Here is a 12,584-nt window from a genome sequence, read left to right on the forward strand (position 1 = left end):
GCCGTCTCGACAAATATTCAGACGCCGTCATGGCATCGCCTCGGCACATTTGATGTGCCCCTCGAAGCCAAGCGAGGTCGCCGTCGCGCGGTAGCGGTCGCGATAGTCGCGGTAGGCAGCGTCGTCAGCGTGAGCCCGCGCCAGCAGCGCGCGTAGGCGCAACAGCGGCAGCTCATGCAGTACGAATCCCGTGTCGACCGGGCAGGCGGCCAGCGTGTCGATGACTGTCTGCGCTTCCTGCAGGTCTTGCGCGGTTCCGCGGAGCAGCAGTGATTCCACCAGCACGGTCGTCGCCGGACCCCGGAAGATCACACCACCGCCGTCGAAGAGGTGCGCCACTGTTGCGCGGGCGATCTCGATCGCCGTGTCAACATCTCCGCCGTGCGCCTTGCATTCCGCGATCTGGATATCGGCCATGGTCCCCGTAAGCAGGTCGCCTTGCCGGTGTGCTTGCTCACGACCCTTCGCCAGGATGGCCAAGCCGGCGGCCGGGTCACTATTATGCAGACGAATTAGCATGATGCCGTAAGTGATTCGGGACCACGCCAGCGAAACGTCATCGCCGGACCGTTCGGCGGTGCGCAGGGCATCGGCCGAGTACCCCAAAGCCGTCGCATCCGGCACCAGGGCGCCGTTCAGGATGGCCACGCCGTAGCCATAGGTGGTGACGGCGGCCTGCGTCATGCCCTGAACCTCGTGAGCCATCGCGAGCCCGGCCCGCAGATCGTCACGCCAGCCCGAACACCCCAGGCTGCAGCGGGCGCGACCCCGGAGGACGAGCGCCCACGCCAGCGGCGATTCGAAGAAGAAATTGCCCATGGTCGTGTCGCCATCGGCTAACTCGATCACCCGCTCCAACAGCGGCAGTGCGTCGGCGACTTCACCTAGTTCTAACTTGGCGAGGGTCGCCGTGTTCAGTAGCCCGACGATCAGCGAACGGTCACCAATCGACTCGAGCAGGCGAACGCATTCGGATGCAAGCGACCGTAATTCATAAAGTCGATGGTTAAGAGTCATCGATGTAAGCACTCCGGATGTGCCCATCACCAACGACACCTGATCGCCAGCGGCACCGCAGAGTTCGCGTAGCTCTTCAAAGCCGGTGTCGGCAACACCGGCGCCGCCGGCGCGCCAGACGTAGCCGCACAGCAACGTGCGCGGAGCGATGCGCATCGACGTGCGATCGGGATCGTCTTCCGGCAATCGGTCGGAGAGCTCTCGGGCGCGCTGCCAACTCACTCGTGCCGCGCGGATGTCGCGACTCGTCAGCCACGCTGCGGCACGCATGTGCCAGCCGAACGCCGCACGCAGATCCCCGGCGGCCTCGAGATGGCTGGCTATCAGCGCCGCATTCTCCTCCACGGCCGAGGGATCGCGTTCTTGGATTGCCGCTGCTACTCGTTGGTGCAGCAGCGAGCGGTCCGATCTCAGTTGCGACTCATAGGCCACCGCCCGGATCAAGGGGTGGCGGAAGGCATATTCCGCCCGCACTGACACCGGATCGAGGAGTTCGGCATCGACCAGTTCCGCAAGCGCGGCGTCCTCGTCGACGCAGGCGAGCAGGTCGGCGTCGAAGCGGGAGCCGACTACCGCCGCCGCGTTCAACGTGCGCTTGGCCGCCGCACCAAGGCGGTCGATGCGCGCGGCGATGGTGGCCTGCACGGTGGCGGGCACACTGATGTCCGCGGAGCGCGCGCTGCACACGTAGGCGCCGGGGGTTCCGCTGAGGACGGCACGTTCGACGAGGTCTCGCACGATCTCCTCCGCAAAAAACGGGTTCCCGGCGGCCCGCTCCGCCACCTGCGCAGAAAGGTCTACCACCGACGGGTCTTTACCCAGCAGCGCCCTAGTCAGCAATGAGGCGTTTGAAACATCAAGTGGCGCAAGCGTAATCGTCTGCGCGCTCGGTATCCGCACCAGCGCGCCATGGTATTCGGGACGATAGGTCAGCAACCCAAGCGATTGTGTCCGCGGAAGAATGGAGAAAAGATCTGCGAGCATCGAGTCACTCGCTTCGTCGAGCCAGTGGGCGTCCTCGATGACGTAGAGCGTCGGGGTTATGCGCGCCAACGCGGCCGACCTGACCAATCGGGTCAGCCTCCGGCGACGGGCATCTGGGTCGATCTCCATCGGGCCCGCGTCGGACCCGGCGATACCGAGCAGATCGTCAAGCAGCGCCAAATCGTCCGGCGCGGCGCGGGGCAGCCGGTCGCGCACCCGCTCGCGTGCGGTGTCGGGGGCGGCGCCCGAGATATCGAAAATCGCCTGCAGTAACCGTGCCGCGGCGTGAAATGCGATGTCGCGGGTGTGGGACTGACAGAACGTCGAAAACACCGCGACGCCACAACTGTCGGCGATCGCCGCCGTTTCGCGAACGAGCCGGCTCTTGCCAATGCCGGCTGCCCCGACGATCCCCACGACGCCGCCGGCGCCGTCAATCGCGCCACTGAGCATGTCGCTCAGCGCGCTCATCTCCGCTTGGCGCCCAACCAACGTGACTTCCTGGCGGTGGCCCCAGCCGGGTTGCGCGCTGATCCTCCGCAGCCGACGAGCTGGAATCGCATCCCGGCCGCCCTTGACGTGTACCAGCTCCGGCTCGTCCAGCACAAAGGCGTGTTGCACGAGTCGCGCGGTTGACTGGCTGAGCATCACCCCGCCGGGCGCAGCCACTGACTCCATCCGCTGTGCCATCCCCACCTGCTCACCCATGGCCGTATAACCGAATGGCCCCGAGCCGAGCTGACCGGCTATTACCTCACCGGAATTCAAGCCGATCCGCACCTGCAGCTCGATGTCGTCGCGTCGCTTCACCTCAACCGCGAGAACCTTTGCTTCTTCCTGGATGGCCAGCGCCGAGAGGCAGGCGCGAACGGCATGGTCTTCTAGCGCATGCGGGGCCCCAAAGACCGCCATGATGCCGTCGCCGGTGAACTTGTCCACCGTGCCGCCATAGCGCCCGACAACCGCGGCACAACGGTCGGCGACGCCGGACATGATCTCCCGCAGCCGCTCCGCCCCGACGGCGGCGGCGATGCCCATCGAGTGGACCACGTCGGTGAACAGGACCGTGACCTGCTTGTACTCCGCGCGGTTAGCGGGTTCGTCGATCGGTGAACCACAGCCGTGGCAAAACCGCGCGAGTTCCAGAGGCTCGGTGCCACACGTCCGGCATGCCGCTACGGTCGTCATCCGACCCTCCGCCTATCCAGGCCCCCGGCAATTGCAGTGGTCCTCAGAGGATAGGCCGGTGCGCGAGCCCCGAGAGGTCGTTGCGCTCAAACGCGCGCAACTTTGCATTGATTGCATAGATAGCATTGACACGGCCGGAAAACCGACGATAGTCGAAAGGTATGGCGCTGCTGCCAGACCCCGATCCCCGGCGGCGACAGCACATCGTGATCTCGGTCGACGACCACGTCATCGAGCCGCCCGACATGTTCGTCGGGCGGCTTCCCGTCGCGCTGGCCGAACGCGCACCGACGGTCGTCGAGACCGACGACGGGCGCCAAGTGTGGCGCTACGAGAACCGCGAGTACCCGAACATCGGCCTCAACGCGGTGATCGGCCGGCCGCGCGAGGAATGGAGCATGGACGCTGCGCGGTTCGACGAGATGCGCCCTGGCTGTTGGGATATCAAAGCCCGGATCCACGATATGGACCTGGCCGGCATCTGGGCGTCGCTGAACTTCCCGTCGCTGATCGCCGGGTTCGCGGGCACGGTCTTCTGGAAAAGTGACGACCCCGAGCTGGGGCTGGCCACGCTACGGGCATGGAACGACTGGCATCTCGAAACATGGGCCGGCAGCTACCCCGAACGGATCATCCCCCTGCAACTGCCGTGGCTGGCCGACCCGCAGCTGGCACCCGAGGAGGTCCGCCGTAACGCCGCGCGCGGCTTCAAGGCGGTGAGCTTCCCGGAACTGCCCGCTCAATGCGGGATCCCGAGCCTGCACACCGGGGTCTGGGACCCGTTTTTCGCCGCCTGCGAGGAGACGGACACCGTGGTGTGCCTGCACACCGGTTCCGCACAGTGGGCGCCAATCCCCGCGCCCGACACACCATTCGAGACCATCACCACGCTGTTCCCGGTCAACGCGCTGGTCGCCTGCGCGGACATGCTTTGGTCGGGCATCCCGGTGCGGTTCCCGCGGCTGAACATCACGCTGGCCGAGGGCGGTCTCGGCTGGGCGGCCATGCTCGGCGACCGAGCCGACTACGTCCTGGCGCACTCCGCTTCGGGCCACGAGGGCGGGTCGTGGCAAGGCGACCTGCTGCCGAGCGAGGTACTGCGACGCAACTTCTGGTTCTGCTCGATCGACGACCCGCACGCGTTCGGGGCGCTGGACGCGATCGGGGCCGAGCACATCCTGGTCGAAAGCGACTACCCGCACGCCGATTCGACCTGGCCTGACACCCAGCAGGTGGTGGCGCGCAACGTCGCCGGCCTGCCGGCGGAGGATGCGGCCCGGATCACCCACCGCAACGCTGCTCAGCTGTTCCGCCACCCGCTTCCGGACGACGGGTGGCTGGCCACTTCGGCCCCAGCGTAGGAGGCTTGCCATGCTGGACCTTCTCATCCGCGACGCCGAGATCATCGACGGCACCGGCGCGCCCGCCCGCCATGGCGACGTCGGCATCAGCAACGGAAGGATCGTCGCGGTCGGTGACGTCGAGGAGCCGGCTGCGAAAACCGTTGACGCCCAAGGGCAGACGCTTGCGCCGGGTTTCGTCGACCTGCACACCCACTATGACGCGCAGTTGTTCTGGGACCCGACCGCGAGCCCATCGGTGCAACACGGAGTCACCACGGTCTTCGGCGGCAACTGCGGGTTCACGCTGGCCCCCGCGACCGCCGACCAGCAGGACTACCTCACCCGGATGCTGGCCCGCGTCGAAGGCATGCCGCTCGACGCGCTCAGGGCCGGGCTGGACTGGGAGTGGTCGTCGTTCGGCGACTGGCTGAACCGGTTCGACGGCCGCATCGCCGTCAACGCCGGCTTCCTGGTTGGCCACTCGGCGCTTCGGCTGGCGGCGATGGGCAGCGATGCCCTTGGCCAGGAAGCGACGCCGGAACAGGTCGAGAGGATGGTCGCGCTGCTGCACGACGCGCTGGGCGACGGCGCGCTCGGGCTGTCGACATCTCAGTCGCCGACCCACAACGATGGTTCCGGCCGGCCGGTGCCGTCGCGCGGCGCGTCGCGCTCCGAATTGGTGGCGCTGGCGGCCGGTGTGCGCGACCATCCGGGCACCACGCTCGAGGCGATCATTCCCGGCTGCATATCGGGCTTCACCGACGAGGACATCTCCCTGCTCACGGACATGTCCGTTGCCGCCGACCGGCCGCTGAACTGGAACCTGCTGGGTGTCTCGGCGGCGAATCCCGTTGGGCACGAACGACAATTACGCGCCTGGGACGTCTCCGCCGACCGCGGGGGCCGAGTCGTGGCGCTCACCTTGCCGCAAGCGATGAAGATCCGGCTCTCATTCTTGTCCGGCTTCGTGCTCGACGGGCTGCCGGGCTGGCGCGACACGATGCATCTGGCGGTGCCGGAGCGCCTGGCCGCACTCGCCGACCCGCACGTGCGTCGGCGCCTCGCCGAGGGTGCCTCCTCGAAGGAGGCGGGCATGCTGCGCGGCCTGGCGCAGTGGGACCGGCTGGTCATCGTCGAGACGTTCGCCGCCGAGAACGCCGACGCGACCGGCCGCAGCGTCGGCGAAGTCGCCGCCGCGCGTGGTGGCGAGCCGTTCGACACGCTGTGCGACATCGTGATCGCCGACGAGCTGCGCACCGGGCTGGCCCCGCCGCTGACCGGTGACGACGCCGCCGACTGGAGGATGCGCGCACAGGTGTGGCACCACCCGGGTGCGGTGATCGGCGGCTCGGATGCCGGAGCCCACCTCGACATGATGTGCGGCGCCATCTATACGACGGCGCTGCTCGGCCACGGCGTCCGCGAGCATCAGGTGGTGACGCTCGAGGAGGCCGTCCGGCTGATCACCGACGTGCCGGCCCGGTTCTACGGGCTGGTCGAACGCGGCCGGATCACGCCCGGATGGCACGCCGACCTGGTGTTGTTCGACCCGGCGACCATCGACTACGGCCCCGAGCGCACCCGCTACGACCTTCCCGCGGGCGCACCCCGGTTGGTCGCCGACGCCTACGGGATCACTTCGGTGCTGGTCGGTGGTGTCGAGGTATGCCGCGACGGGGCCGCCACCGGTGCGCTGCCCGGCACCGTGCTGCGGTCGGGACGCGATACCCAGACGGTCTCGGCTCATGGCTGACCTTGCCGCCGACCAGTTCGACCCGGCCGAGTTGCAGGGCGGTCTGCTCATGCAGGTGCAAAACGTGCATGAGCGGCTGCGGGAGGCACGCGAGCGGCACCGGGTGATGGCGGGCAATCCGTTCACCGAGACCGCCGGACGGGGTCTGGATGTCGCGGGCGTGATGGTGCTCGGCTACGACGAGTGCCAGACGGTGCTCACCCATCCGGATACGTTTTCCTCGTCGATCTACGAGCAGATCATGGGACCGGTCATGGGCCGCACCCTGCTCGAACTGGAAGGGGCCGAGCATCGGGCCAGCCGGGCGCTGGTGTCGCCGTCGTTCCGGTCCGCGCTGTTGCGGCGGTGGCGCAGTGAGCTGGTGGAGCTCGTGGTGCACGAGCTCATCGACCGGTTCGCGCCGCTCGGGCGGGCCGAGTTGGCGCGGGAATTCACCTTCGCATTTCCGGTGCAGGTAATCGCGCGGATCATGGGCCTGCCGCGCCAGGATTACCTGCGGTTCCAACGGCTCTCGATCGAGCTGCTCAATGTGGTGTACGACTGGGATTGCGGGATCGCCGCCTCGGCGACGCTCAAGGCCTACTTCACGAAGATCCTCGCCCAGCGCCGGCGTAACCCGCAGGACGACCTGATCAGCACGCTGGCGGAGTCGGAGATCGACGGCGCGCGGCTGACTGACGACGAAATCTTCGCGTTCCTACTGCTGATCCTGCCCGCAGGTGTCGAGACGACCTATCGCGCCTCGGGCAACCTCCTGGTTGCGCTGTTGACCCAGCCGGCGTTGCTGGACGCGCTGCGCACGGATCGGAGCATGCTCCGCGGCGCCGTGGAGGAGGCGTTGCGCTGGGAGCCCCCGATCACCACCGTGGTGCGGCGGGCGGTGCGCGACTGCGAAGTCGGCGGCGTCGCGATTCCGGCGGGAACGAACGTCAGCGTCAGTGTCGCGGCGGCCAACCGGGACCCGGCGCGCTACCCGGACCCGGATCGCTTCGATCCCACTCGAAAGAACATCACGCACCTGACCTTCGGCGGCGGTCCCCACCTGTGCCTGGGCATGCATTTAGCGCGCATGGAGGCAGGGGTGGCAATCGGCGCGCTGCTGGACCGGTTGCCGAATCTGCGGCTTGACCCCACCGCCGCCGCGCCGCAAGTCATGGGTATGGCATTCCGCTCGCCCGCGGCGATCCCCGTCGAGTTCACCGCGACTTGACCGTTAACCGGGTGAGGCGGATCGGTTTACAGGTAGCCCGTCTGGTTCACCAACCGCACCGAAGACGCTCCGTCGGAATAGAACTCCGCGATGCTCAGCGACGCCAGGTCGAGGTGCAGCCGGTACAGGATGCCCGGCCCGGCCTCCAGCGCGAGCCGCAGCAGCATCTTTATCGGCGTCACGTGGGACACCACCAGCACCGTCGTGCCCTGGTGCGCGGCGATGATGCGTTCGCGGGCCTTCAGGACCCGATCGAGCACGTCGTCGAAGCTTTCACCGCCCGGCGGGGTGGTGCCGGTGTCGCGCAGCCAGCGCCCGTGCAGTTCCGGGTCGCGCTCGGCGGCCTCGGCGAACGTCAACCCCTCCCAGGCGCCGAAGTCCGTCTCGATCAAGTCGTCGTCGACGGTCACGTCCAGGCCGAGCGCCTTGGCGGCCCTGGCCGCGGTGTCGTAGGCCCGCTGCAGCGGCGAGGCGAAGACGGCCGAAATTCCGCCGCGGTGCGCCAGGTAACGCGCCGCGGCGTCGGCTTGCCGACGTCCCACGTCGGTGAGGGCCGGGTTGCCGCGGCCCGAATAGCGGCGCTGCGCCGACAGCTCGGTCTGGCCGTGTCGCAGCAACAGCAGCCTGGTCGGCGTGCCGCGCGCACCGGTCCAGCCGGGCGCGTGCGGGGATTGCGGGGATTGCGAGGGTTGCGCCGCAGCGGTTTTCGCGGGCTCGGCCGCGGGCCGCTCGGATTCTTCCGCCAAGTCGTTGGCGGCGGCAGCGGCGTCCATCGCCTCGTTGGCCAGCCGATCGGCGTACAAATTGCGGTCCCGCGGAATCCAGGTGTAGCTGATCCGATCGAACCGCGCCGCCAGCTTTCGGGCCTGGGCGTGCAGCTCGATCAGGTCGGGGTGCTTGACCTTCCACCGCCCCGACATCTGCTCCACCAGCAGCTTGGAATCCAGGAAGACCGCGGCCTCGATGGCACCGACACGCAGGGCGTCTTCCAAACCGGCGACCAGACCACGATATTCGGCCACGTTGTTGGTCGCCCGGCCGATAGCCTGCTTGGTTTCCGCCAGCACCGTGGCGCGGTCGTGCGTCCACACCACGGCGCCGTATCCGGCCGGGCCGGGGTTGCCGCGCGACCCCCCATCGGCCTCGATGAGCACTTTCACTGGTCGAACCCCTTGACCCGCAACAGGATCGCGCCACACTCCGGGCATCGCACCACGTCGTCGTCGGCGGCAGCCGAGATGCGCGACATTTCGCCGCGGTCGATCTCGAGGCGGCAGGCGCCGCACCGGCGCCCGAGCAACGGCCCGGCGCCCGGGCCTCCCCCGGCGCGCTGGCGCTCGTACAGCGCGGACAGGGCGGGGTCCAGTGCCGCGCTCAGCGCTTCGCGGCGCGACGAATGAGCCTGCCGGGTCTCGCTGATTTCGGCGAGCGCGGCGTCGAGAGCCTGCTGGGCCTCGGCCAACTCGGCCTCCAGCGCTTCGACCCTGCTCTGGCCGTCGTCGAGCTGGGACTGCAGCTCCTCGCGGCGTTCCATCACATCGAGCAGCGAATCTTCCAGGCTGGCCTGGCGGCGCGTCAGGGTCTCCAGCTCGTGCTGTAGATCCGACAGTTGCTTGGCGTCGGTGGCACCGGACTGCAGCAACGACCGGTCGCGGTCCTCGCGCTGCCGGACCGCCTCGATTTCGGACTCGAACCGCGATACCTGAACGTCGATGTCCTCCAACGCGATCCGGATGGCGCCCACGCGGTCGCCGGCGGCGGTGAGTTCCTCCTGCAGCCGCTCGCAGGCCTGTTGCTCCGCCAGATGGCTGGCCCGGTGCGTGATCCGGGACAGCTCGGCGTCCAGCTTCGACAGCTCGAGCAGCGAACGCTGCTGAGCGACGTCGGCCTTCATCAGTGGTCACCCTCCATATGCCCCATGTTCCATGGGTCGGTGCGAATGGTGCACACCCGCACCGGCAGCGCGGCGCCGAAACGGGACCGCAGCAAGTCGGCGGCCTGGTCGCACCAGGGGAACTCACTCGCCCAGTGCGCCACGTCGACCAGCGCCACGCCGGAGGCCCGGCGATGCTCGTCGGCCGGATGGTGCCGCAGGTCGGCCGTGACGTACGCCTGCACACCCGCGCCGGCCGCGGCTGCCAGTAGCGAGTCCCCGGCGCCGCCGCAAACGGCGACCCGGTGCACGGGCAGGTCGGGGTCGCCCGCCGCGCGGACGCCCCACGCCGTCCGCGGCAGGGCGGCGTCGACGCGGGACAGGAAGTCGCGCAGCGGTTCGGGCCGCGGCAGGGCGCCGACACGGCCCAACCCGGCGTCACCGGGTGGCGGCAGCAACGCGAAGACGTCGAACGCGGGCTCCTCGTAGGGATGGGCGGCGCGCATGGCCGCCAGCACCTCGGCCCGAATCCGGGCGGGCGCCACGACCTCAAACCGGTCCTCGGCCACCTTCTCGACCGCTCCGACGCTGCCCACCGCGGGCGACGCCCCTTCGTGAGGCAGGAACTGCCCGATGCCGCTGACGCTCCAGCTGCAGCGCGAATAGTCGCCGATGTGCCCGGCGCCCGCCTCGAACACGGCCGCCTGCACCGCTTCCGCGTTCTCGCGCGGCACGTAGATGACCCACTTGTCCAGGTCGGGCGCGGCCGTTCGCGGCTCCAGGGCCGCTTCGACGGTGAGACCCAGGGCCTGGGCCAACGCGTCGGACACGCCCGGCGAGGCCGAGTCGGCGTTGGTGTGCGCGGTGAACAGCGAACGCCCCGTTCGGATCAGACGGTGCACCAGCGCGCCCTTGGGCGTGCTGGCCGCCACGGTGTCGACCCCCCGCAGCAGCAACGGGTGGTGGGCCAGCAGCAGGCCACCCTCGGGAACCTCGTCGACGACCGAGGCCGTCGCGTCGACGGCGACGGTCACCGACTCGATCGCATCGTCGGGGTCGCCGCACACCAGGCCCACCGAGTCCCACGATTCGGCGAGCCGCGGCGGGTAGGCCTCGTCCAGCACGTCGATGACGTCGGCCAGCCGCACGCTCACCGGTGCACCTCCGCAATGGCCTGGACCAGCAGCGGCCACTCCCGGCGGACCGTGGCCCGCAGGTAGCGCTCGTCCAAGCCGACGAAGGTGTCACAGCGACGGATGGCAATCCCCCTGTCCTGCAAGCTCTCTCGAATCCGGGCAGCGTCCGGCCTGCGAAACAGCACGAACGGGGCGCGGCCGTCGACCACCTCGGCGCCCACCGACGTCAGACCGGCCACCATCTCGGCGCGCAACTCCGCCAGGCGCACGGCGCCGGCCGCCGCCTCGGCGACGGCCTGCCGCCCGCAGCACGCCGCGACGGCAGCCAGTTGCAGCGTCCCCACCGGCCAATGGGCACGCTGAGAGGTCAACCGCGCCAACATGTCCGGGGAGCCCAGGGCGTAGCCCACCCGCAATCCCGCCAGCGCCCACGTCTTGGTCAGGCTGCGCAGCACCAGCACATCGGGCAGCGAGTCGGCGGCCAGCGACTCCGGTTCGCCCGGGATCGAGTCGGCGAACGCCTCGTCGACCACCAGGATCCGGCCGGGCCGGCGCAACGCGAGGAGTTGCTCGCGGGTGTGCAGCACCGAGGTGGGGTTGGTCGGGTTGCCCACCACGACCAGGTCCGCGTCGTCGGGAACGGCCGCCGCATCCAGGCGGAAGGGCGGCTCGAGCGCCATGTGGTGCACGGGCACCCCGGCCGCGGTCAGCGCGTCCGCCGGCTCGGTGAACGCCGGCGCGACGATCGCCGCCCGCGCCGGACGCAGGTTGCTCAGCAACGCGAACCCCTCCGCGGCCCCGGCCAACGGCAGCACCTCGTCGCGCCGTCGGCCGTGCCGCTCCGCGACCGCGTCCTGCGCCGAGCGCACGTCTTGGGCGCTCGGGTAGCGCCCCAGGTCCGGCAGCCGCGCGGCCAGCCGCCGCACCAGCCACTCCGGCGGTTGCGCGTGACGGACGTTGACGGCGAAATCCAGCATCCCGGGTGCAACGGCCTGATCACCGTGATAGCGCGTCGCAGGCGGGCTCAAGTTCAGACTCGCCATCCGAGAAACACTAGTGGGCCGCTTGGGCTAGTGGCAGCGACACCGTCACACGCGGCCGCGACCATCGAGGACAATGGTGAGGTGACCAGCACAACCTCCACCGAGCGCCCCTCGCCGCGCCTCACCACCGAGCTGGTGATCTTCGACCTCGACGGCACCCTCACCGACTCCGCGGAGGGCATCGTGGCCAGCTTCCTGCATGCGCTCGAGCACGTCGGCGTCGCGGTGCCCGACGGCGACCTGGTGGCGCAGATCGTCGGCCCGCCGATGGACGACACCTTCCGGTCCATGCTGGGCGAGGACGCCGAGCGGGCGATCACCGCCTTCCGCGCCGAATACGGCAGCCGGGGCTGGGCGATGAACACGCTGTTCGACGGCATCGAGCCGCTGCTCGCCGATCTGAGCGCCGCAGGTGTCCGGCTGGCCGTGGCCACCTCGAAGCTCGAACCGACGGCGCGGCGCATCCTCGCCCATTTCGGGCTCGATCGGTATTTCGAGGTGATCGCCGGGGCGAGCCCCGAGGGCTCCCGCAAGACCAAGGTCGACGTGCTGGCGCACGCACTGGAGCAGCTGCGGCCGCTGCCCGAGCGGGTGCTGATGGTCGGCGACCGCAGCCACGACGTGCACGGCGCGGCCGCCCACGGCATCGACACCGTGGTGGTGGGCTGGGGCTACGGGCGCGACGACTTCGCCGACGGGTTCACCGTCACCGGCGTGACGCACGCCGCGACGACCGACGAGCTGCGGGCGGCGCTCGGTGTCTGAGCCGCTGCACGTCACCTTCGTCTGCACGGGGAACATCTGCCGTTCGGTGATGGCCGAGAAGATGTTCGCCGACCAGCTGCGCCGCCGCGGCCTGGCCGACGCCGTTCGGGTGAGCAGCGCGGGCACCGGCAACTGGCATGTCGGCCAGTGCGCCGACGACCGGGCAACCGATGTGCTGCGCGCCCACGGCTACTCCACCGAGCACCGCGCCGCTCAGGTCGACGCCGACCATCTGGCGGCCGATCTGGTGGTGGCGCTGGGCCGCAACCATC

At 69.4% G+C, this 12,584-nt stretch carries 9 protein-coding genes and 1 pseudogene; 5 read left to right on the plus strand and 5 right to left on the minus strand.

Annotation, left to right across the window (positions count from 1 at the left end; translation table 11 throughout):
- Positions 1-27 precede the first annotated feature (27 nt).
- Complete coding sequence (locus A5678_RS18995; RefSeq protein ID WP_068045134.1) at positions 28-3,189, minus strand: adenylate/guanylate cyclase domain-containing protein; 3,162 nt, start codon at positions 3,187-3,189, stop codon at positions 28-30.
- 161 nt (positions 3,190-3,350) lie between these two features.
- Between A5678_RS18995 and A5678_RS19000 the strand changes: the two genes are divergently transcribed.
- The 3 genes from A5678_RS19000 to A5678_RS19010 are packed head-to-tail and all read left to right on the plus strand — an operon-like array spanning position 3,351 to position 7,495.
- Positions 3,351-4,550: an amidohydrolase family protein gene (locus A5678_RS19000; protein WP_068045135.1), complete on the plus strand. Its 1,200-nt coding sequence runs from the start codon at positions 3,351-3,353 to the stop codon at positions 4,548-4,550.
- A gap of 10 nt (positions 4,551-4,560) precedes the next feature.
- Entirely contained in the window at positions 4,561-6,285 is a 1,725-nt protein-coding gene (locus A5678_RS19005) for an amidohydrolase family protein (RefSeq protein ID WP_068045136.1), read from the plus strand.
- Positions 6,278-7,495 (plus strand): cytochrome P450, encoded by a 1,218-nt coding sequence (locus A5678_RS19010; protein WP_068045137.1) that lies wholly within the window; start codon positions 6,278-6,280, stop codon positions 7,493-7,495. Before A5678_RS19005 ends, A5678_RS19010 begins: the two co-directional genes overlap by 8 nt.
- A 26-nt stretch (positions 7,496-7,521) precedes the next feature.
- Here A5678_RS19010 and A5678_RS19015 read toward each other — a convergent pair whose 3' ends face one another.
- From A5678_RS19015 to cobC, 4 genes are read right to left on the minus strand one after another with little or no spacing between them, the layout of a single operon-like run.
- The gene (locus tag A5678_RS19015; RefSeq protein ID WP_068045138.1) at positions 7,522-8,655 is read right to left on the minus strand and encodes a bifunctional RNase H/acid phosphatase; all 1,134 of its coding nucleotides are present in this window, start codon (positions 8,653-8,655) and stop codon (positions 7,522-7,524) included.
- Positions 8,652-9,389 (minus strand): zinc ribbon domain-containing protein, encoded by a 738-nt coding sequence (locus A5678_RS19020; protein ID WP_068045139.1) that lies wholly within the window; start codon positions 9,387-9,389, stop codon positions 8,652-8,654. Before A5678_RS19020 ends, A5678_RS19015 begins: the two co-directional genes overlap by 4 nt.
- Positions 9,389-10,522, minus strand: a complete 1,134-nt coding sequence (locus tag A5678_RS19025) for a Nif3-like dinuclear metal center hexameric protein (protein WP_068045140.1) — start codon at positions 10,520-10,522, stop codon at positions 9,389-9,391. The genes A5678_RS19020 and A5678_RS19025 overlap by 1 nt, the downstream gene beginning before the upstream one ends.
- A complete protein-coding gene (gene cobC, locus A5678_RS19030) occupies positions 10,519-11,547 on the minus strand; it encodes an Rv2231c family pyridoxal phosphate-dependent protein CobC (protein ID WP_068045141.1) in 1,029 nt (342 codons plus the stop codon). Before cobC ends, A5678_RS19025 begins: the two co-directional genes overlap by 4 nt.
- Before the next feature lie 81 nt (positions 11,548-11,628).
- Between cobC and A5678_RS19035 the strand changes: the two genes are divergently transcribed.
- Both A5678_RS19035 and A5678_RS19040 read left to right on the plus strand, forming a co-directional pair.
- Positions 11,629-12,312 carry an HAD-IA family hydrolase gene (locus A5678_RS19035; RefSeq protein ID WP_197502195.1) on the plus strand — a complete coding sequence of 228 codons (684 nt, stop codon included), beginning with the start codon at positions 11,629-11,631 and terminating at the stop codon, positions 12,310-12,312.
- Positions 12,305-12,584: pseudogene (locus A5678_RS19040) on the plus strand (protein tyrosine phosphatase); the annotation flags it as partial. The gene A5678_RS19035 and the pseudogene A5678_RS19040, both read left to right, overlap by 8 nt.

It is taken from the genome of Mycobacterium sp. E2733 (assembly GCF_001667585.1).
Taxonomy (GTDB): Bacteria; Actinomycetota; Actinomycetes; order Mycobacteriales; family Mycobacteriaceae; genus Mycobacterium.

Excerpts from the sequence above, each read along its gene's own strand:
- A5678_RS19000 (WP_068045135.1), top strand. The coding sequence starts at position 3,351 with ATGGCGCTGCTGCCAGACCCCGATCCCCGGCGGCGACAGCACATCGTG.
- A5678_RS19020 (WP_068045139.1), bottom strand. The coding sequence starts at position 9,389 with ATGAAGGCCGACGTCGCTCAGCAGCGTTCGCTGCTCGAGCTGTCGAAG.
- cobC (WP_068045141.1), bottom strand. The coding sequence starts at position 11,547 with ATGGCGAGTCTGAACTTGAGCCCGCCTGCGACGCGCTATCACGGTGAT.
- A5678_RS19005 (WP_068045136.1), top strand. The coding sequence starts at position 4,561 with ATGCTGGACCTTCTCATCCGCGACGCCGAGATCATCGACGGCACCGGC.
- A5678_RS18995 (WP_068045134.1), bottom strand. The coding sequence starts at position 3,189 with ATGACGACCGTAGCGGCATGCCGGACGTGTGGCACCGAGCCTCTGGAA.
- A5678_RS19010 (WP_068045137.1), top strand. The coding sequence starts at position 6,278 with ATGGCTGACCTTGCCGCCGACCAGTTCGACCCGGCCGAGTTGCAGGGC.